Genomic DNA, 20,593 nt, shown 5'->3' with positions numbered 1-20,593 from the left:
GGTCTGCCTCCGAGATTGCACTGCGGAAACAGACAGGGGCCGGCCGGGTTCCCCCGCGCCGGCCCCTCGCCGAACAATCTACTTTCGTAGCGTATCGTCCTCGTCGGCTCGCGCCTCAGTTGAGACGGCGGCGGACTTCCTCGATCGACCGGTCGATCGTCGACGCGTCGCCCGCCTGGCCGCGCTCGGCCAGGATGCGGGCTGCCGCGGCGACGGCGATGTCGACGGCCGAGGCCCGCACCTCGGCGATCGCGTCGGCCTCGGCCTGGGCGATCTTCTGCTCGGCCATGGCCGTGCGCCGGGTCACGTATTCCTCGTTCTTCTGGCGGGCCTCGGCGACCAGCGCCTCGGCCTCGCGCTTGGCGGCCTCGACGATGTCCTTGGCCTCCTGCTCGGCCTCGCGGCGGCGGCGCTGATACTCGGCGAGCTGCTGCTTGGCTTCTTCCTTGAGGGCGCGGGCCTCGTCGATCTCGTTGCGGATGCGGGTGGCACGCGCGTCGAGCGTCTTGGCGAGGGTGGCGGGGACCTTGAAGTAGGCCACCACGCCGAAGAAGAGGATGAGGGCGACGAGCGCCCAGAATGTCGCGTCGAAGGCCATGGTCGTGTCTCTCCTTCAGCCGGTCAGGCGCGCACGGCCTGAACGGCGCGCGACACCTCGTCCTGGTTCGCCTGGATGCCGGCGACCTGGGACAGGACGGCCTGCGTCACGTCCTCGGCGATCTGGCCGACGTCGGCGAGCGTGCGGGTCTTGATCTCGCCGATGCGCGCCTGGGCCGTTTCGAGGCGAGCGTCGAGGTCGCCCTCGATGCGGGCGCGCTCCGCTTCCGCGTCGGCACGTGCCGAATCACGGGCGTCGCCAGCGATCTTCTGCGAGCGGGCGCGGGCTTCGGCGAGCTCCTGGCTGTAGGCGGCCTGAGCCTCGTCGGCATCCGTCTTCATCCGCTCCGCGGCCTCGAGGTCGAGGGCGATCCGGTCGCGGCGGTTCTCGATGATGCCGCCGATCCGCGGCAGGATCACGCGCTTCAGGACAAGATAGAAGATGCCGAAGGTGATCGCCAGCCAGAGGATCTGGGAGGCGAAGAATTCCGGATTCATCGGCGGGAAGGGGCCTTCCGTGCCGTGATCCTGGGTGGGGACGACCGTTCCCTCGACGCTCGGCTGGCCGTGGTCGCTGGGCAGGGCCTCCTCGGTGGCGGGGTGCTCTTCCTGAGCCATCGCCGGCGTGACGAACATCGTGCTCCTCGTCCGTTTCCTTGCGCATCCGGCCGCCCCGCAGTTTCGCGGGGGCGGCCGGACCGACGATCCAAGTTGTCAGATCGGGTCGGCGATCAGCCGACGAAGAGCAGCAGCAGCGCGATGAGCAGCGAGAAGATGCCCAGCGCTTCCGTGACGGCGAAGCCGAAGATCAGGCGGCCGAACTGGCCGTCGGCAGCCGACGGGTTGCGCAGCGCGCCCGCGAGATACTGGGCGAACATGTTGCCGAGGCCGAGGGCGGTTCCGGCCATGCCGAAGCAGGCGAGACCGGCACCGATGTAGCGAGCAGCTTCCGCGTCCATGGGATTCTCCTTGGGTTGGATCGTACGGAGGGAGGTTTTCCCGAACGCGGACGCGGCCGGGAAAGGCGGCGACGTCGCGTCAGTGGTGCGTGTGCACCGCGTCGTTGAGGTACATGCAGGTCAGGATCGCGAAGACGTAGGCCTGCAGGAACGCGACGAGGAATTCGAGGGCGGTGAGCGCCACGGTCATGATCAGCGGCAGGATGGCGCCGCCGATGCCAAGCGCGCCGAGGGTGCCGAGTGACACCACGAAGCCGGCGAAGACCTTCAGCGTGATGTGGCCCGCCAGCATGTTGGCGAAGAGACGCACGGAGAGCGAGACAGGCCGCGACAGGAACGAGATGAGCTCGATTACGACGACGAAGGGCAGGATGACGCCCGGCACGCCCGAGGGCACGAAGACGCGGAACCAGCCGAGGCCGTTCTTGTAGATGCCGTAGCCCACCACCGTGCCGATCACGAGCATGGCGAGGGCGAAGGTGACGATGATGTGGCTCGTCACCGTGAAGAAGTAGGGGAACATGCCGAGCAGGTTCGCCACGAGCACGAACATGAACAGCGAGAAGACGAGCGGGAAGAACCGCATGCCGGCGCTGCCGGTCGAATCTCGCAGCATGTTGGCGATGAACTCGTAGGAGAGTTCCGACACCGACTGCATGCGGCTGGGCACCAGGCCGCGGCCGCGCGTCGTATAGTAAAGAAACGCCGAAGCGACGGCGACGGTCGCCACCATGAACAGCGAAGAATTGGTGAAGGAGAAGTCGACGCCGCCAATATCGATGGGCACGAGCCGAGCGATCTGGAATTGATGAATCGGATCGTTCGCCAAGCGTCGTCCCCGTCTTGCAGCTGAATACGGCCGTTTCTCGAAAGCCGGCCTGCCCATAGCGTCCCTTGGCGCGGTCCGCAACCCTCGAAAGGTGCTCGAAGCGGCGTTAGGAACAGGCGCTAGCCGTCGGCGGGCGTCGGGCCCGAGGGCGGCGGTCCCTTGCCGACCGCGCGCAGCACGTTCAGCACGCCCGCGGCGAAGCCGAACAACAGGAAGATGATCAGTCCGAAGGGCGCGGTGCCGAGCCCGAGGTCGATGAGATAGCCGATTCCCGCCCCCACCAGCACGCCGGCGACGAACTCGCTGGCGATCTTGAGGCCCTGCGCCATTCCGGCCGCGCCCGTGCGGTTCGGCTGCCGGTCCTCGATTGGCATCGCGGCGCGCTGGGCGGCGAGCCGCTCCTCGAAGGCGCGACGGCGGGCCTGAAGCGCGGCATCGTCGATTCGCGGCCCCTCGTCGTTGTCGTCGCGCGGGTCGCTCATCAGGCTTGGCCTCGCAGCCGCGCGAGACCATCCGTCGCGGGCTTGTACTTCGGATCGATCTGGGCGGCGCGCGAGAAGGAGCGGACCGCGCGGTCGCGCTGGCCCTGGCGCTCGTAGACCAGCGCCTGGTTCGCCCAGAACTCGGCCCGGCGGTCGTCCAGCTTGAGGGCTGCGTTGAAGTCGGCCAGCGCGTTCTCCTCGTCGCCGAGCGCGAGATAGGACACGCCGCGGCCGGAATAGGGCTCGGGGGCGGAGGCCTCGAGCGAGATCGCGGTCGAGAAATCCTCGATCGCCTGACGGTGCTGGCCGTCGATCTGGTAGAGGAGGCCGCGATTGTGGAAGGCGCGCGGATCGGTGGTCTTCAGATCGATGGCGCGCTGGAAGTCGCGCAGCGCGTCGGCGTTCTGGTTCGCCAGCCGGTACACGTTGCCCCGCCCGACATATGCGGCGGCGTAGTTCGGGTCGATCTGGATCGCCGCCGAATAGTCCTCCACCGCCTTCAGCGGCTGGCCGATCTGGCGCTGGACGAGGGCACGGTTGGCATAGGCCTGCGGAAAGTTCGGGTTGATCTGGATGGCGCGGTCGAAGTCGGCCAGCGCCGCCTGATAGTTGCCGGCCCGCCCGTAGGCCGTGCCGCGCACGTTGTAGCCTTCGGCATCGTTGGGAGCGGCGTCGATGGCGGCGGTGAGCGAAGCGATGTTCTGCTCGGAGCCCTGGTTCTGGTCGAGGCGGATCGCCTCGACGGACGGAGTGCCGGCCGTGGTGCAGGCGCTCAGGGCCAGGGCAAGTCCCGCCCATGCCGCCGCGCGGATGCCGCGCCCTCTCCGCTTCTCCACCCGAGCTTCTGTCTGCCAGGACGTCATGACGCCGCTTCCGCTCCCCACGCTTGTCGTCGCCCCGCCGCGGCCTGTCTCCGCACGAAGCGCTCTTCCGGCGGCGCGCTCAGTCGGGCGGACCGGGCACGCGAAAGCAGTCCGGGCGGCGGATGTCGATCCGCCGCCCGGACTGCGATGCGATGTCGTTCAAATAATGACGACGGAAACTCGTCTCAGCGGCTGGCCGTGGCCGCGGCGGTGCGGCCGCCGGCCACCAAGCCCTCGCGCTGGGCGCGCTTGCGGGCGAGCTTGCGGGCGCGGCGGACGGCCTCGGCCTTCTCGCGGGCGCGCTTCTCCGAGGGCTTCTCGTAGAAGTTCCGCATCTTCATCTCGCGGAAGATACCCTCGCGCTGCATCTTCTTCTTGAGCGCGCGGAGGGCCTGATCAACGTTGTTGTCGCGGACGAGTACCTGCACTAAGCAAATCCGTTCTGGGTTGGGTGCCGAATGATGTCAGAGGGGTCATCGCGGAAGCACGCAACCCCTCGCGGGAGCCCGAGTTCCCGCAAGTGGCGGCGTCGATAGCAGATACCAGAGGCGATGTCGAGATGCGTCGTCCGCGCGAGATCCGGCGGGCCTGACCCGGTCGCGCCTCGCGCTCGCTCGAAACGGGAAGGGGAACTACCGGAAGGGGAGCGAAAAAAACGGGCGAGGCGGGCCGAAATCGCACGTCGGCCATATGGACCCGCTCCGTGGCGGGAATAGTTACAGCGCATGTTCAATAGTCGCGACACGAAATCGAGAGGTCGCGACGGTCCTTGTTACAGGAGTTGCGTATGGTCGAAACGGTTCGCGAGCGCGCGGCCTACTACGGTGCGGCCGGTCCGGTCCGCCGGGTTTCCTGGGGGGCCATCATCGCGGGCGCCCTGCTCGCCCTGACGATCCAGTTCATGCTGGGCCTGCTCGGGCTCGGCATCGGCCTGTCGACGATCGATCCGGCTCAGGCCAACGAGACGCCGAGCGCCAACGCGCTGCTCACGACGAGCGGCCTTTGGACCATCGCGATCGTGCTCATCGGCCTCTTCATCGGCGCCTTCGCCGCCGGCCGCCTCGCCGGCAGCGCGAGCAAGACGGACGGCGCCCTCCACGGCATCGTGACGTGGGCCACCTCGACGCTCCTCATCGTCTACATCCTGTCGAGCGGCGCTTCGGCGGTCGTGGGCGGCGCCTTCGGCGCGATCGGCTCCTCGATCCAGGGCATCAGCCAGGCCGCGGGATCGGTTATCCCGACCTCGACCGACCAGCTGCCGCCGGGCCTCCAGCAGCAGGCCGAGCAGCTCTTCCGCCAGGGCCAGCAGCAGGCCCAGCAGGCCGCGGGCGAGGTGCAGGGCGAGGCGCAGCAGGCCGCCCAGACCGCGCAGGCCGCGACGGGTGAGCAGGACCTCTCGGACGCCATCCCCGAGGTGCTCGCCGGCCTCCAGGCCGACGCCACGCCCGAGCAGCGCCAGGCGGCGGTGCAGGTCATCGCCCAGACGGCCAACATCCCGCAGCCGGAAGCCGAGCAGCGCCTCGCCGAGTTCCAGCAGCGCTACGACCAGGCCGTCGCCGACCTGCGTCAGGCGGCCGACCGGGCGGCGAGCGCCCTGTCGACCGGTGCCTTCGGCGCCTTCGTCGCGCTGCTTCTCGGCCTGATCGTCGGCGCGATCGGCGGCGTCATCGGCCGGCCGAAGACGGTGCCGGTCGCGACCGCCCGCGCGACGGTCTGACGCTCCTCCAGCGGGCGACGAACGCCCGTCGCTGATCGATCAAGGAAGGGGTCCCGCCGCGCATCGTCGCGGCGGGGCCCTGCGTCATCAGGCGTCGTATTTCGAGCACAGTTCTCGGCGCAACAGGGTAGGACATTGAGGCGGCGTCGGATGTCGAGCATCCACGCCTGCATCCCGTATCGATCCCAACCCCGAGGACCGCCAGCTTATGCGTCGATTTTCCGCATTCGCGATCGCCCGCGAAGCCTTCCGAGGCTATTCCGGCTGGGGCGAGCAGTGGGCCTCGCCCGAGCCGAAGAGCTACTACGACGTCGTGATCGTCGGTGCCGGCGGCCACGGGCTGGCGACCGCCTACTACCTCGCCAAGGAGCACGGGATCACCAACGTCGCGGTGATCGAGAAGGGCTGGCTCGGCGGCGGCAACACCGGCCGCAACACGACGATCATCCGCTCCAACTACCTCTACGACGAATCCGCGGGTCTTTACGATCACGCCGTGAAGCTGTGGGAGGGCCTGTCCCAGGACCTCAACTACAACGTCATGTACTCGCCGCGCGGCGTCCTGATGATCCAGCACAACGTCCACGACGTGCAGGTCTCCAAGCGCCACATCCACTCGAACCGCCTCAACGGCGTCGACAACGAGTGGCTGACGCCGGAGGAGTGCAAGAGCTACTGCCCGCCGCTGAACATCTCCAAGGACGCGCGCTTCCCCGTGGTCGGCGGCGCGCTGCAGCGCCGCGGCGGCACGGCGCGCCACGACGCGGTCGCCTGGGGCTATGCCCGCGCGGCGTCGGCGCGCGGCGTCCACATCCTCCAGAACACCACCGTCACCGGCATCCGCCGCGGGGCGGACGGCGCCATCCGCGGCGTCGAGACGAGCCGCGGCTTCGTCGGCGCGGGCAAGGTCGGCGTGGTCGCCGCCGGCAACACTTCGGTCGTCATGGAGATGGCGGGCGTTCGCATGCCGCTGGAAAGCTTTCCGCTGCAGGCGCTGGTTTCGGAGCCGGTCAAGCCGTGCTTTCCCTGCGTCGTCATGTCGAACACGGTCCACGCCTACATCTCGCAGTCCGACAAGGGCGAGCTCGTCATCGGCGCGGGAACGGACCAGTATCCGTCCTATTCGCAGACCGGCAGCCTCCACATCCTGAACCACACGCTCGACGCCATCTGCGAGATGTTCCCGATGTTCCGGCGCATGCGGATGCTGCGCTCCTGGGGCGGCATCGTGGACGTGACGCCCGACCGCTCGCCGATCCTGTCGAAGACGCCGGTCGCCGGGCTCTACGTCAACTGCGGCTGGGGCACGGGCGGCTTCAAGGCGACGCCGGGCTCGGGGCACGTCTTCGCCCACACCATCGCCCGGGACGAGCCGCACCGGCTCAACGCCGCCTTCACGCTCGACCGCTTCCGCTCCGGCCGCTTCATCGACGAAGCGGCGGCGGCTGCGGTGGCACATTAACCAATTCATCCGCGACGCGAGATCTTCGCCCGATGCTGTTGATCCACTGCCCTTATTGCGAGGAAGCGCGGCCGGAACTGGAGTTCCGCCACGCCGGCGAGGCGCACGTCTCCCGACCCGCCGCGACCGAGACGCTCGACGACGAGGCGGTCGCCGAGAGCCTCTACATCCGCACCAACAATCGCGGCCTCGTCCTGGAGCGCTGGCGCCACATCCACGGCTGCGGGCGCTTCTTCAACGCCGCGCGCCATTCCGTGACCGACAAGTTCTACGCCTTCTACAAGGCGGGCGAGGCTGCCCCCGAGATCGACGAGACGGCCGACTGGTCGCCGGCGCTCTTCGGCGCGGGCGCCAATCCAGGCGTCGCGCCGAAGCTCGGCGCGACCGGAGCGCCGGACGGGCCGGCCGCGGGCGAGGGGGAGAGCGCACGATGAAGACGCACCGCATCGCCTCGCGCGGGCGCCTTGGCGAGCGCCGCATCCGCTTCACCTTCGACAACAACCCCTATGAGGGGTTGGAGGGCGACACGCTCGCCTCGGCGCTCCTCGCCAACGGCATCCATCTCACCGGTCGCTCCTTCAAGTACCATCGGCCGCGCGGAATCCTCGGCGCGGGCTCCGAGGAGCCGAGCGCGCTCGTCGAAGTGCGGCGCGACGCGGCGCGGCGCCAGCCCAACATCCGCGCGACCCAGCAGCCGCTCTATCAGGGGCTCGAGGCCGTCAGCCAGAACCGCTGGCCGACGCTCGACTTCGACGTCGGCGCGGTGAACTCGCTGTTCGGGCGCTTCCTGACGGCCGGCTTCTACTACAAGACCTTCATGTGGCCGAAGAGCTTCTGGGCCAGGGTCTACGAGCCGAACATCCGCGCCGCGGCGGGCCTGGGAAGTGCGCCGGAGGAGGCCGACCCCGACATCTACGCCAACCGCTTCCTGCACTGCGACGTGCTCGTCGTCGGCGGTGGGCCGGCGGGCCTCACGGCGGCGCTCGCGGCCGCGGAGAACGGCGACGAGGTCGTCATCTGCGACGAGAACGAGCGCTTCGGCGGCTGGCTGCGGGTCGAGAGCGACACGGCGCTGGTCGACGGCAAGCCCGGCATGCGCTGGGTGGACGCGACGGTGGCGCGGCTGGTTTCCATGCCCAACGTGCGCCTGCTGCCGCGGACCCAGGCCTTCGGCTACTACGCGCAGAACATGGTGGCGCTCGGCGAGAAGCTGACCGAGCACGAGGCGACGCCCGCCGCCGACGCTCCGCGCGAGCGTCAATGGCAGGTGCGCGCGGAGAAGGTGGTGCTTGCCTGCGGCGCCATCGAGCGACCGCTCGTCTTCCCCGACAACGACCGGCCGGGCGTCATGCTGGCGAGCGCCGGCCGGCAATACCTCAACGAGTACGGCGTCGCGGTCGGACGGCGCGTCTGCGTCTTCACCGCGCACGACGCGGCCTATTTCGCCGCCCTCGACCTCAAGGCCGCGGGCGTCGACGTGCCGGCCATCATCGACCTTCGCGAGGAGCCGGAAACGGCGCCGATCCGCGAGGCCCGGGCGGCCGGCATCGAGGTGCTGACGGGCTACGGCGTCAAGGCGGTGCGGGGGGGCAAGCGCGTGCGCGGCATCGTCCTCGAAGAGCTGCGCACCGGCGGCGACAATCGCGGCATCGAGTGCGACGCGCTGCTGATGTCCGGCGGCTTCACGCCCTCCGTCCATCTGTTCTCGCAGTCGCGCGGCGGCCTGACCTTCGTTGAAGGCCTCCAATCCTTCGTGCCGGGCAAGCCGGCGCAGAACTGCGTCCCGGTGGGCGCGGGCAACGGCACCTTCGACCTCGCCGCAGCCTTTGCCGAGGCTCAGGCGGCCGTCGGTGGCAAGGGGGCCATGCCGACCGTCGCGGGCCTCGCGCCGCATGGTGGCGGCGTTGCGGGCGCGACGCCGGCGGTGAAGCGGCCGGGCGCGGGCAAGGCCTTCGTGGACTGGCAGAACGACGTCACCGCCAAGGACATCGGCCTCGCGGTGGCCGAAGGCTTCCGCTCGGTGGAGCACATCAAGCGCTTCACCACCAACGGCATGGCGACCGACCAGGGCAAGACCTCCAACATCAACGGCCTCGGCATCGCCGCCGAGAAGCTCGGCCGCTCCATGCCCGAGGTCGGGCTGACCACCTTCCGCGCGCCTTTCACGCCGATCACCTTCGGCACGATCGCCGGCCGCGCCAAGGGCGCGCTCTTCGACCCCGTGCGCCGCACGCCGATCCACGACAGCGCCGCGGCAGAAGGCGCGGTGTTCGAGGATGTCGGCCAGTGGAAGCGCGCCTGGTACTTTCCGAAGAACGAATCGATGGACGAGGCGGTCGTCCGCGAATGCCGCACGGTCCGCGAGGCCGGCGGCCTCTTCGACGCCTCGACGCTCGGCAAGATCGAGGTGACGGGCCGAGACGCCGCGAAGTTCCTCGACCTGATCTACGCGACGCCGCTCTCCAACCTCGCGGTCGGGCGCTGCCGATACGTGATCCTGCTCTCGGAACCCGGCTTCGTCATCGACGACGGCATCGCGGCGCGGATCGACGAGAACCGCTGGCACGTGACCACCACGACCGGCGGGGCGCCGCGCGTCCTCAACATGATGGAGGACTACCGCCAGACCGAGTTCCCCGAGCTCGACGTCTGGCTGACCTCGATCACCGAGGAGTGGGGCACGATCGCCGTGCAGGGGCCGAAGGCGCGCGAGCTCGTCGCCCCCTTCGTGGAGGGGCTCGACATCTCGGCCGCCGCCATGCCGCACATGTCGGTCGGCATGGCCACCGTCATGGGCCTGCCCTGCCGCTTCTTCCGCGTGTCCTTCACCGGCGAGACCGGCTTCGAGCTGAACCTGCCGGCGGACGGCGTGCGCGCCGTCTGGGACAGGCTCCGCGAGGCCGCCCGGCCGCTCGGGCTCGTGCCCTACGGCACCGAGACCATGCACGTCCTTCGCGCCGAGAAGGGCTACATCATCATCGGCCAGGAGACCGACGGCACGATGACCGCCGACGATGCGGGCCTCGGCTGGGCCGTGTCGAAGAAGAAGGCGGACTTCGTGGGCAAGCGCGGCATGACGCGCCCCGACCTTCTCGCGCCGAACCGCAAGCAGCTCGTCGGCCTCAGGACGGTCAACCCGCTGACCGTCCTGGAAGAGGGCGCGCAGATCGTCGCCGACCCGAACGAGCCGGTGCCGATGACCATGATCGGCCACGTCACCTCGTCCTACCGCTCGGCCGCACTCGGGCGCTCCTTCGCGCTGGCGGTGGTCCGCAACGGTCGCGCCCGGATGGGCGAGCGGCTGTTCGTGCCAATGCCGGACGGGCCGATCGAGGTGGAAGTGGTGAACCCCGTGTTCTTCGATCCCGAGGGAGAGCGTCTCCATGGCTGATTCCGCTAGTCTCCGCCGCGTCTCGCCCCTCGACGGCCGCTACGCCAGCGGCGCGGGCGTGATCATCGCGCCGCTTCCGAAGCGCCGCCGCTTCTCGCTGCGGGCGCGCGAGAACGACGCGACAAACCTCTCCGACGTGCTCGGCTTCGCGCTGCCGCGCCGCCCGAAGACGAGCGCCGAAAGCGGGACCGCCGCCGCGCTCTGGCTCGGGCCGGACGAGTGGCTGGTCTTTGCCGAGGGCGACGTCGCCGACCGGCTGGCGGGCCTGAGCGGGCCGGCCTTCGCCACCGAGATCACCCATCGCAACGTCGCGATCCGCCTGGAAGGGCCGGCTGCGGAAGCCGTGCTGGGCGAAGGCTGTCCGCAGGACCTGCGCTTGTCGCGCTTTCCCGTCGGGGCCTGCTCGCGCACCGTCTTCGGCAAGGTCGAGGTGGTGATCTGGCGGCGCTCCGAGACCGTCTTCGAGGTCGAGGTCTGGCGCTCCTTCTCGGACTATCTCTGGACCTATCTCGCCGAGGCCGCTCGCGCGCCGGCGCTCTGAACCGCTCATCCGCGTCGTCTTCGAGCCCTGCCGTTCGGAAAGGAGCGGCAGGGCTCTTGCTATTCGTCGGCGTATGCGAATACTTTGCGATATAAAGTTGTTTGAGGTGCAGTATGGGCGAGTACGAGAAGGCTCTGGCCGACATCGATCTCATCCGCAGCCGGATGGCCGCGAGCACGACCTTCCGCGGCTTCGGTCCGGCGGCCCTCGCCGCGACGGGCGGCATCGCCCTGATCGTGGCAGGCGTGCAGACGGCGATGCTGGCGGAGCCGATGCGGGAGCCGGGCCTGTTCTTCGCCGGCTGGATCGTCGCCGCCGTCATCGCGGTACTCCTCATCGGAGCCGAGGTGATCGTGCGGGCGCGCCGGCATCACGGCGGGCTCGCCGACGCGATGATCCACAACGCGATCGGGCAGTTCCTGCCGGCCGGTGCGGCGGGCTTGGCGCTCGCGGCGATCCTCGGTCGCTTCGCGCCGGACGCCGTCTGGGCGCTGCCGGGCCTCTGGCAGATCCTCGTCAGCCTCGGCCTCTTCGCCGCCGCGCCTTCCCTGCCGCGCGGGAGCCTCCTTGCCGCCGGCTGGTACTTCCTGGCGGGCTGCGCCGTTCTGATGCTCGCGGCGCAGGGGCCGACGCTCTCGCCCTGGATGATGGGCCTGCCCTTCGCCGTCGGGCAGATGATCCTCGCCGCCGTCGTGTTCCGCGGACCGGGAGACGCGCATGTCGGCTGATCCCGCGCCCTTCGCCTATGACGGGCTCGACCGCACCATCCACGAGAAGGCGCGGCTGGGCATCATGACCTCGCTCGTCGGCCACGCCAAAGGGCTGGCGTTCGGCGACCTCAAACGCCTCTGCGGCCTCACCGACGGCAACCTGTCGCGCCACCTCCAGGTGCTGGAGGAGGCGGGGCTCGTCGCCATCGACAAGGGCTACGAGGGCAAGCGCCCGCTGACGACCTGCCGCATCACCCCGGCCGGGCGCCAGCGCTTCCTCGACTACCTCGCGGTTCTCGAGCGCGTCGTGCGCGACGCCGGAGAGGCCGCCGACGCAAGCGAGGCGATCCCGATCCGCATCGCCTGACGACGACCCGCCGCCGGTCTGCCGCAAGGCAGCATCGGCGGCGCGACTACCTGCCAACACCCATCCGAAACCCACCAACGGTTCGCGGAAGCGGACCGGCGCGCCATCATGACCGGAGACTTTGCAATGCAAAGCACAATGCTGAACAAAATCCACCTCGGCATCATCATGGACGGCAACGGCCGCTGGGCCGAGCGATGCGGCCTGTCGCGCAGCCGCGGCCACGAGGCGGGCGTCCGGGCGATCCGGCCGATCGTCGAGGCGGCGATTCGCGGCGGCGTCGGCACGCTGACGCTCTACGCCTTTTCCAGCGACAACTGGCGCCGCCCCGCCGCCGAGGTCGCGGTGCTCATGGGACTGCTGCGCGGCTATCTCGCCCAGGAAATCGGCGCCTTCCGCGAGGCCGGCGTACGGCTGTCGCTGGTCGGCCGCCGTGACCGCCTGCCGGCCGGGCTCGTCCGCCGGATCGCCGCGGCGGAAGCCGCGACGGCGGAGGGCAGGGCGCTGCACCTGCGCATCGCCTTCGACTATTCCGCTTGCGAGGCGATCCTCGCCGCGGCCCGGCTCGCCGACGCCTCGACGGACCGCGACGCCTTCTCCCGCCTCGTCGCCGGGGACGAGGCGCCGGACCTCGACCTCCTCCTGCGAACGGGCGGCGAGAAGCGGCTCAGCGACTTCCTTCTCTGGGAGAGCGCCTATGCCGAGCTGATCTTCACCGACCGGCTCTGGCCGGACTTCGGCGCGGGCGACCTCGCTGCTGCGCTGGACGAGTTCCAGGGGCGGAGCCGCCGATTCGGCGGTCTGCCGCCCGCGGCTGAAGCGGCTTGAAGGGAGCGGTCCGATGCGCATCCTTCTCGTCAACGTGCCCCATCCCGCGATCGGCAGCCGCATCCCGGACGATCACCTGCCGCCGCTCGGCCTCCTCTCGATCGGAGGACCGCTGATCGACGATGGCCACGTCGTGCGCCTCCTCGACGCCGAGTTCGGGCCGATGCCGATCCGCGATCTCGTCGCGGCGGTCGTGGCTTGGGAGCCGGATGCCGTGCTCTTCGGCCATTCCGGCTCGACCTCCGGCCACCCGGTGATCCGCGACGTCGCCCGCCGCGTTTCGCTCGCGCTGCCCGGCGTCGCGATCGTCTACGGCGGCGTCTTTCCCACCTATCACTGGCGCGAAATCCTCGCCGACGAGCCCTGGGTGACGGCGATCGTGCGCGGCGAAGGCGAGGAGACCGCGCGACGGCTGATGGCGGCGCTGTCGGTGGACGCGCCGCTCGGCTCGATCCCCGGCATCGCCTATCGCGGCGAAGCCGGCCCTTGCGCGACGCGCCCCGCGCCGGTGATCGCCGACCTCGACGCCTACCGCGTCGGCTGGGAGCTGATCGACCACGCGCACTACAGCTACTGGGGACGGCTGCGCGCCGTGGTCGTCCAGTTTTCGCGCGGTTGCCCGCACCTGTGCAGCTATTGCGGGCAGCGCGGCTTCTGGACGCGCTGGCGCCATCGCGATCCCGTCCGCTTCGCCCGCGAGATCGCCCGCCTCCACCGCGAGCACGGCGTCAAGGTCTTCAACTTCGCCGACGAGAACCCGACCGTGTCGAAGAAGGCGTGGCGGCTGTTCCTCGAAACGCTGATCGCCGAAGAGGTCGACGTGATCCTCGTCGGCTCGACCCGCGCCGACGACATCGTGCGCGACGCCGACATCCTGCCCCTCTACAAGCGGGCCGGCTGGCAGCGCTTCCTTCTCGGCCTGGAGAACACCGACGAGAAGACGCTGGAGATGGTGAGGAAGGGCGGCGCGACGGCGAGCGACCGCGAGGCGATCCGGCTCCTGCGCGAGAACGGCATCCTGTCCATGGCGACCTGGGTCGTCGGCTTCGAGGAGGAGACCGACCGCGATCTCTGGCGGGGCCTTCGCCAGCTCCTCTCCTACGATCCCGACCAGGTGCAGCTGCTCTACGTGACGCCGCACCGCTGGACGCCCTTCTTCCGCCAGGCGGCGGAGCGCCGCGTCATCCAGACCGATCGCCGCCGCTGGGACTACAAGCACCAGGTGCTGGCGACGCGCCACATGCCGCCCTGGCGCACGCTTCTCTGGGTCAAACTCATCGAGGCGATACTGCAAGGGCGCCCGAAGGCGCTGCGCCGCACCTTCCTCCACCCCGACCCCGGCCTGCGTCATGCCATGCGCTGGTACGCGCAGATGGGCCGGCGAGTCTGGCCCTACGAGATCGTCAACTTCGTGCTGCGCCGCCGAATAGCCGGCGGTCCGACCGTGTCGTCCTTTTGGGGCCTGCCGCAGGACGCCGAGGAGGAGTCGATGGTGCCGGCCCGGCACGCGACGTCACCCGCCCGCCGCGACGTTGTCCCAGGCTTGCCGGTCGATCTTTGACCATCCGATAAAAAATTTGACCTTCCGATAAAGTCGCGGCAGTCTCCTTTTGAACGGTTCCAGACTAGCCCGGCAGGCGGGCCGTCGGACCGGCAGGGGAAAGGGTCGTCGCGATGAACGAGTTGGCTCCTCAACGCCCGGATATCGCGGGCGCCCGCCTCGATCCGCAGGCGCTCGCCCGTAACTTCTCGGACGTTCATCCGCCGCTGGAGGCGCACGAGGCGCTGGTCGAGGCGGACCGCTGCTACTTCTGCTACGACGCGCCCTGCATGGAGGCCTGCCCGACCTCCATCGACGTGCCGCTGTTCATCCGCGAGATCCAGGCCGGCAACCCGATCGGCGCGGGCAAGACGATCCTGTCCGCCAACATCCTCGGCGGCATGTGCGCCCGCGTCTGCCCGACCGAGACGCTTTGCGAGGAGGCCTGCGTTCGCGAGGCGGCCGAGGGCAAGCCGGTGAAGATCGGCCTCCTCCAGCGCTACGCCACCGACGCCGTGATGGACACGGGACGCCACCCCTTCACCCGCGCGGCGCCGACGGGCAAGCGCGTCGCGGTGGTCGGCGCCGGGCCGGCGGGCCTGTCCTGCGCCCATCGCCTCGCCATGCTCGGCCACGACGTCGTGCTCTTCGACGCGCGCCAGAAGCCGGGCGGCCTCAACGAGTTCGGCATCGCCGCCTACAAGGCGACCGAGCGCTTCGCGCAGAAGGAAGTCGACTTCATCCTGTCGATCGGCGGCGTGAGCGTCGAGACCGGCAAGGCGCTCGGCCGCGACATCCACCTCGCCGACCTGCGCCGCGACTACGACGCCGTGTTCCTCGGCCTGGGTCTCGCGGGCGTCAACGCGCTCGGCCTCGACGACGAGACGGCGGGCGGCAGCCACGATGCCGTCGCCTGGATCGCCGAGCTGCGGCAGACGACGGACCTCGCGGGCCTGCCGGTCGGGCGGCGCGTGGTCGTGATCGGCGGCGGCATGACGGCGATCGACGCGGCCATCCAGGCCAAGGCGCTGGGCGCGCAGGAGGTGACCGTCGCCTATCGCCGCGGCCAGGATGCCATGAACGCGTCGCGCTACGAGCAGGAGCTGGCCCAGACCCGCGGCGTCCACATCCGCTGCAACCTCACCCCGAAGCGCATCCTCGCCGCCAACGGCCACGTCTCGGGCATCGAGCTGGAGCGCACGGCCACCGTCGACGGCCGGCTCGTCGGCACGGGCGAGACGGTGATCGTCGAGGCCGATCAGGTCTTCAAGGCGATCGGCCAGGCCTTCGATCCCGCGGGCATCGCCTCGGACGGCTCGGAGGCGCAAGGCCTCGCCACCGAGAACGGCCGCATCAAGGTCGACGCCGAGCGCCGGACCAGCCTCCCCGACGTCTGGGCCGGCGGCGACTGCGTGGTCGGCGGCGAGGACCTGACCGTGGTGGCGACGGAGCACGGCAAGGTCGCCGCGATGAGCATCCACGCGGCGCTGACGGCCGAGCCGCGCGGCGCGGTCGAGGCGATCAAGAACAAGGTGCTGGGCGCCGTCGAAGCGCTGACCGGCGCGACTCGCTGAAGGGAAGGGGAACCATCATGGCCGACCTGTCGACGACCTTTCTGGGGATCCGCTCGCCCAACCCCTTCTGGCTGGCCTCGGCGCCGCCGACGGACAAGGAATACAACGTCCAGCGCGCCTTCGAGCAGGGCTGGGGCGGCGTCGTCTGGAAGACGCTCGGCGAGGATCCGCCGGTGGTCAACGTCAACGGCCCGCGCTACGGCGCCTTTCACGGGCCGGACCGGCGGCTGCTGGGGCTCAACAACATCGAGCTGATCACCGACCGGGCACTCGACACGAACCTCGAGGAGATCGCGCGGGTCAAGCGCAACTGGCCGGACCGGGCGATGATCGTCTCCCTGATGGTCCCCTGCGAGGAAGCGCCCTGGAAGAAGATCCTGGCGCTCGTCGAGCAGACCGGCGCGGACGGCGTCGAGCTGAACTTCGGCTGCCCGCACGGGATGAGCGAGCGCGGCATGGGCTCGGCGGTCGGGCAGGTGCCGGAATACATCGAGATGGTCGCGCGCTGGTGCAAGCAGCATTCGCGCCTTCCGGTGATCGTGAAGCTGACGCCCAACATCACCGACGTGCGCTATCCCGCGCGCGCCGCCAAGCGCGGCGGCGCCGACGCCGTGTCGCTGATCAACACGGTCTCCTCGATCATGTCGATCGACCTCGACAACTTCGCGCCGACCCCGACCATCGACGGCAAGGGCTCCCACGGCGGCATGTGCGGGCCGGCGGTGAAGCCGATCGCGCTCAACATGGTGGCGGAGATCGCCCGCGACGCGGAAACCGCCGGCATCCCGATCTCCGGCATCGGCGGCATCACCACCTGGCGCGACGCGGCGGAGTTCATCTCGCTCGGCTGCGGCACGGTGCAGGTCTGCACCGCGGCGATGACCTACGGCTTCAAGGTGGTGAAGGAGATGGCCTCGGGCCTGTCCGAATGGATGGACGAGAAGGGCTATCGCACCATCGAGGACTTCCGCGGACGCGCGGCGCCCAACGTGACGGACTGGCAGTACCTGAACCTCAACTACGTCACCAAGGCGCGGATCGACCAGGACCTCTGCATCAAGTGCGGCCGCTGCCACATCGCCTGCGAGGACACCTCGCATCAGGCGATCACGTCGATGCTGGACGGCCGGCGCCACTTCGAGGTGATCGACGAGGAATGCGTCGGCTGTAATCTCTGCGTCAACGTCTGCCCCGTCGAGAACTGCATCACCATGGAGCAGATCGCCGGATGCGATCCGCGCACGAAGAAGCCGATCCCCGACGCCTACGCCAACTGGACCTCGCATCCCAACAATCCGATGGCGCGCGAGAAGCAGCAGTTCGCCGCCGAGCCGGTGCTGCTGCCCGACGCGGCAGAATAACAAGGCGCCCGGGCGAAGAGACCGGGCCGTAAGAGAAGAGAAACCAGGATGTCCTAAGACTGCAGAGGACGGGGCGGTGCCGATCGGGCGCCGGCCGATCTTCAATCGCATGCGCCGGCATCCATGTCCCTGCAACTGAAGCTCCTGGCCGGCGGTGTCATCTTCGCTCTCGCGACGATCCTGTTTGCTGCCTTCAGTCACGGCACCCTGGTCGAGTCGCGCGCCCTGTCGTCGGACCTCTACGAGCGGGGCATGCATTCGCTGAACCGCCTGCAGGAGGCTCAGCGCTACGCCTCCGTCCTGTCCGACCGCTACCAGCGCATCCTGTCGGAAGTCGGGGGATCGACGCCGGCCTATTCGCTCGGCAGCGCCGAATCGCTCGACGTGCCGATGTCCGACATCTCGGCCATGCTGAAGGAAGCGGCCGACGGCACGGCGTCCCCTGAGGTGACGAAGCGGATCGGCGACCTCCTGTATCCGCTGAGCCGGCTCGCGGCCTCGCAAGGGGAGGTGAGCCTGCGTCTCGCCTCGCGCGAGCTCGCTCGCATCGCCTCCAACCTCGACGTCATCGTGTCCGAGGTGCGCGCCGAGGTCACGCAGACGCGCGAGCAGGCGGACCGGCAGTTCAACGGCGCCGCGACGCAGACCTGGATCGGGCTCGCCATCGTCGTCGCGCTGGGGCTGGCGGCGACCGGCATCATGAGCTGGCGCGTCGGCCGGCTCGTCGGCGATCTGCGCCGTCAGGCGCGCAGGATCGCGCGGGGCGACATCCTCCACCCGATAAAGCGCAACGACGAGCGGGAGTTCGCCGAGGTCTTCGACGCCATCGAGGTGCTTCAAGCGTCCTGCGCGTCTCTGCAGGAGCGGATCGGCCGGCAGGCGACGACCTTCGACGAGCGCCTGCAGAACCATGAGAACCGGTTCCTCGCGGCGCTCAACAACATGCCGCAGGGCCTGTGCATGCTCGACGGCGGCTTCAATCTCCTGGTCTACAACGACCCCTTCGCGGCCATGTTTCCGAACCTGAAGCCGGGAATGTCGGCGCGCGAGATCCTCGGCGACAAGCGCTTCCACACGGTCCTCGAGCCCGACGCGACCGGCGAGTTCGTCAAGGAGATGCCGGACGGGGAGGTGATGCGCATCAAGCGCCGCGGCATGCGCGACAAGGGCCTGCTCGTCACCTTCGAGAACATCACCGCCCAGCATCATGCCTCCCAGCGGATGGAGCACCTGGCAGGTCACGACGGGTTGACCGAACTCGCCAACCGCCGCCGCTTCTGCGAGCGGCTGGACGAGATTCTGGCTCTGCGCGGCTCGGCCGCGCAGGACATCGCCGTCATCACCCTCGACGTGAACGACTTCAAGTCGGTGAACGACACCTTCGGCCATCCCGTCGGCGACGCGCTCCTCAAGGCGGTCGGCGACCGTTTGCGCGCGGTGACGGGCCGGCGCGACGTGGTCGCCCGGCTCGGCGGCGACGAGTTCGCGGTGATCCAAGTCGGCGCCCGCCAGCCCGAGGGCGGCGAGCGGCTGGCCGCCCAGATCGTCGCGGCGATGGGCGAGCCCTTCGAGATCAACAACCGCCACATCCACAGCGGCGTGTCGCTCGGCGCCGTTCCCGTGCCGCGCCGGATGGTCGGCACCATGGGCGATGCCGATCACGTCATGCAGAACTGCGACCTCGCGCTGTATCGCGCCAAGGCCGAGGGTCGCAGCGGCTACCGCATCTTCGAGCCCTCGATGCGCGAGGCGCTGAACGAGCGCCGCGAACTGGAGCGCGACCTCCGGCTCGCGCTGGAAAACGACGAGCTGGAAATCTTCTACCAGCCCTTCGTTCATGCCGACCGGCAGGCGGTCTCCGGCTTCGAGGCGCTGCTGCGCTGGCGTCACCCCAGGCGCGGCCTGGTCTCGCCCGGCGTCTTCATTCCGCTGGCGGAGGAGATCGGCCTCATCGAGCAGATCGGCGTCTGGGCGCTGCGGACGGCGTCGGCCCAAGCCGCCAACTGGCCGGGAGACCTCATCCTGTCGGTCAACCTGTCGCCCGTCCAGTTCCGCAGCCGGACGCTCGTGGCGGACGTCCGCCAGGCGCTGGCGCGCTCGGGTCTCTCGCCGCGCCGGCTGCAGCTCGAAGTCACCGAATCGCTCTTCCTCGACGACGGCGACAACACGCTGGCGATCCTGACCGACCTGCGGTCGGACGGAATGATCATCTCGATGGACGATTTCGGCACGGGGTATTCCTCGCTCGGCTATCTCAGCCGGTTCCCCTTCGACAAGATCAAGATCGACCAGTCCTTCGTGCGCGACATGACACTGCCGGAGAACATGGCGATCGTGCGCGCCGTGATCGGCCTCGGCCGCGCGCTGAAGATGCCGGTCATCGCCGAGGGCATCGAGACGGTGGAGCAGCTGCGCATGCTGCGCGCGGAGGGCTGCCGCGAGATGCAGGGCTTCCTTTTCTCGCGGCCGCGTCCGGCCGGCGACCTGCCGCGCATCCTCGCCGAGGTGCAAGCCTTCTGGGCGAGCGAGCGGGAGGCGGCGCACTCCGTCGCGCGCGTGGCGGAAAGCGGCTGAGGGCGCTCAGGCCCGGGGGCGGACGCCGTTGAGGATGATCGACAGGACGGCCTGGGCCGCCTGCTCGGGAAAGCCGCGGCCGTCGACCTGCTCGCCGAGGATGGCGCGCACCTGGACGTCGAAGTCGGCATAGTGCTGCGTCGTCGCCCAGATCGCGAAGATCAGGTGCACGGGGTCGATGGGCGCGAGCCGCCCGTCCGAGACCCAGCCGCGGATCACGCCCGCCTTCTCCTCCACAAGTGTCCGGAGATCGGTGGCGAGGAAGCCGCGAATCACCGGCGCGCCGGCCAGGATCTCGTTGGCAAAGAGGCGCGAGGCCTGCGGCTGCTCCTGGCTCATGCGCAGCTTGAAGGTGATGTAGCGCCGCAGCTCCTCGATCGGCTCGCCGTCGGCGCGGATCGCCGCCAGCGGCTCGAGCCAGAGCGCCAGCGTGTCGCGCAGCACCGCCTCGTAGATGTCCTGCTTGCGGCGGAAGTAGTAGAGGAGGTTGGGCTTGGAAAGCCCGGCCTTGGTCGCGATCTGGTCCAGGGTCGAGCCGCGGAAGCCGTGGACCGAGAAGACCTCCAGCGCCGCCTGGAGGATGATCTCGCGGTTGATCGCCTGGATGCGGGTCTGCCCGCCGCCCGCCGGTTCCTCGTCCACCCGCGCGTCCATCTCGCCCTCGTCGCGCCGCCGGTCCGAGCGGATCCGCACTGCACAATTTTGAACCATTCAAGAGAGCTTGACCGGCCCTCAGGCACCTTCTAGCCTGACATTTGACCAATCAGTCAAGTTTCCGCCGAGGCCGTTTCGTGCACC

At 69.5% G+C, this 20,593-nt stretch carries 20 protein-coding genes; 12 read left to right on the top strand and 8 right to left on the bottom strand.

The genetic code is table 11. From position 1 onward, the window contains the following. Nucleotides 1-115: 115 nt before the first annotated feature. From FZN60_RS21235 to rpsU, 7 genes are all read right to left on the bottom strand, one after another. Nucleotides 116-598, bottom strand: a complete 483-nt coding sequence (locus FZN60_RS21235; protein ID WP_158875520.1) for a F0F1 ATP synthase subunit B — start codon at nt 596-598, stop codon at nt 116-118. Nucleotides 599-621: 23 nt separating this feature from the next. Continuing rightward, a complete protein-coding gene (locus FZN60_RS21230) occupies nt 622-1,233 on the bottom strand; it encodes a F0F1 ATP synthase subunit B (RefSeq protein WP_158875519.1) in 612 nt (203 codons plus the stop codon). A 95-nt stretch (nt 1,234-1,328) separates the two neighbouring features. Next, the gene (locus FZN60_RS21225; RefSeq protein ID WP_158875518.1) at nt 1,329-1,556 is read right to left on the bottom strand and encodes a F0F1 ATP synthase subunit C; all 228 of its coding nucleotides are present in this window, start codon (nt 1,554-1,556) and stop codon (nt 1,329-1,331) included. 79 nt (nt 1,557-1,635) lie between these two features. Beyond that, on the bottom strand, nt 1,636-2,385 hold the full coding sequence (locus tag FZN60_RS21220) for a F0F1 ATP synthase subunit A (protein WP_158875517.1): 750 nt from the start codon (nt 2,383-2,385) through the stop codon (nt 1,636-1,638). Nucleotides 2,386-2,504: 119 nt separating this feature from the next. Beyond that, entirely contained in the window at nt 2,505-2,867 is a 363-nt protein-coding gene (locus FZN60_RS21215) for an AtpZ/AtpI family protein (RefSeq protein WP_158875516.1), read from the bottom strand. Continuing rightward, complete coding sequence (locus FZN60_RS21210) at nt 2,867-3,730, bottom strand: tetratricopeptide repeat protein (protein WP_158875515.1); 864 nt, start codon at nt 3,728-3,730, stop codon at nt 2,867-2,869. Before FZN60_RS21210 ends, FZN60_RS21215 begins: the two co-directional genes overlap by 1 nt. 185 nt (nt 3,731-3,915) lie before the next feature. Further along, nucleotides 3,916-4,158 carry a 30S ribosomal protein S21 gene (gene rpsU / locus FZN60_RS21205; RefSeq protein WP_158875514.1) on the bottom strand — a complete coding sequence of 81 codons (243 nt, stop codon included), beginning with the start codon at nt 4,156-4,158 and terminating at the stop codon, nt 3,916-3,918. Between the two features lie 359 nt (nt 4,159-4,517). On the opposite strand from rpsU, the gene FZN60_RS21200 reads away from it, so the two are divergent. From FZN60_RS21200 to FZN60_RS21145, 12 genes are all read left to right on the top strand, one after another. After that, nucleotides 4,518-5,447 carry a hypothetical protein gene (locus FZN60_RS21200; RefSeq protein ID WP_158875513.1) on the top strand — a complete coding sequence of 310 codons (930 nt, stop codon included), beginning with the start codon at nt 4,518-4,520 and terminating at the stop codon, nt 5,445-5,447. 208 nt (nt 5,448-5,655) lie between these two features. Next, the gene (locus FZN60_RS21195) at nt 5,656-6,909 is read left to right on the top strand and encodes a sarcosine oxidase subunit beta family protein (RefSeq protein ID WP_158875512.1); all 1,254 of its coding nucleotides are present in this window, start codon (nt 5,656-5,658) and stop codon (nt 6,907-6,909) included. Nucleotides 6,910-6,941: 32 nt separating this feature from the next. Beyond that, nucleotides 6,942-7,343, top strand: a complete 402-nt coding sequence (locus FZN60_RS21190) for a sarcosine oxidase subunit delta (protein WP_158875511.1) — start codon at nt 6,942-6,944, stop codon at nt 7,341-7,343. Further along, nucleotides 7,340-10,300: a sarcosine oxidase subunit alpha family protein gene (locus FZN60_RS21185; RefSeq protein ID WP_158875510.1), complete on the top strand. Its 2,961-nt coding sequence runs from the start codon at nt 7,340-7,342 to the stop codon at nt 10,298-10,300. Before FZN60_RS21190 ends, FZN60_RS21185 begins: the two co-directional genes overlap by 4 nt. Further along, complete coding sequence (locus FZN60_RS21180) at nt 10,293-10,841, top strand: sarcosine oxidase subunit gamma (RefSeq protein WP_158875509.1); 549 nt, start codon at nt 10,293-10,295, stop codon at nt 10,839-10,841. The genes FZN60_RS21185 and FZN60_RS21180 overlap by 8 nt, the downstream gene beginning before the upstream one ends. Nucleotides 10,842-10,954: 113 nt before the next feature. Further along, complete coding sequence (locus FZN60_RS21175; RefSeq protein WP_158875508.1) at nt 10,955-11,569, top strand: hypothetical protein; 615 nt, start codon at nt 10,955-10,957, stop codon at nt 11,567-11,569. Next, nucleotides 11,559-11,918, top strand: a complete 360-nt coding sequence (locus FZN60_RS21170; RefSeq protein WP_158875507.1) for a winged helix-turn-helix domain-containing protein — start codon at nt 11,559-11,561, stop codon at nt 11,916-11,918. The genes FZN60_RS21175 and FZN60_RS21170 overlap by 11 nt, the downstream gene beginning before the upstream one ends. A 126-nt stretch (nt 11,919-12,044) precedes the next feature. Then, nucleotides 12,045-12,746, top strand: a complete 702-nt coding sequence (locus FZN60_RS21165) for a di-trans,poly-cis-decaprenylcistransferase (protein WP_158875506.1) — start codon at nt 12,045-12,047, stop codon at nt 12,744-12,746. 13 nt (nt 12,747-12,759) lie between these two features. Continuing rightward, entirely contained in the window at nt 12,760-14,307 is a 1,548-nt protein-coding gene (gene bchE, locus FZN60_RS21160) for a magnesium-protoporphyrin IX monomethyl ester anaerobic oxidative cyclase (protein ID WP_158875505.1), read from the top strand. A 113-nt stretch (nt 14,308-14,420) separates the two neighbouring features. Beyond that, nucleotides 14,421-15,860 carry an NAD(P)-dependent oxidoreductase gene (locus FZN60_RS21155; RefSeq protein ID WP_158875504.1) on the top strand — a complete coding sequence of 480 codons (1,440 nt, stop codon included), beginning with the start codon at nt 14,421-14,423 and terminating at the stop codon, nt 15,858-15,860. 17 nt (nt 15,861-15,877) lie between these two features. After that, entirely contained in the window at nt 15,878-17,221 is a 1,344-nt protein-coding gene (preA, locus tag FZN60_RS21150) for an NAD-dependent dihydropyrimidine dehydrogenase subunit PreA (protein WP_158875503.1), read from the top strand. Nucleotides 17,222-17,344: 123 nt separating this feature from the next. After that, entirely contained in the window at nt 17,345-19,795 is a 2,451-nt protein-coding gene (locus FZN60_RS21145; protein WP_158875502.1) for a putative bifunctional diguanylate cyclase/phosphodiesterase, read from the top strand. A 6-nt stretch (nt 19,796-19,801) separates the two neighbouring features. Here FZN60_RS21145 and rutR read toward each other — a convergent pair whose 3' ends face one another. Further along, nucleotides 19,802-20,449: an HTH-type transcriptional regulator RutR gene (rutR, locus tag FZN60_RS21140; RefSeq protein ID WP_158875571.1), complete on the bottom strand. Its 648-nt coding sequence runs from the start codon at nt 20,447-20,449 to the stop codon at nt 19,802-19,804. Between the last annotated feature and the right edge of the window lie 144 nt (nt 20,450-20,593).

Source organism: Antarcticirhabdus aurantiaca (assembly GCF_009765365.1).
Lineage (GTDB): Bacteria > Pseudomonadota > Alphaproteobacteria > Rhizobiales > Rhizobiaceae > Antarcticirhabdus > Antarcticirhabdus aurantiaca.
Note: the sequence above shows the minus strand (reverse complement) of the source record. Positions and strands in the feature narration are given on the sequence as shown.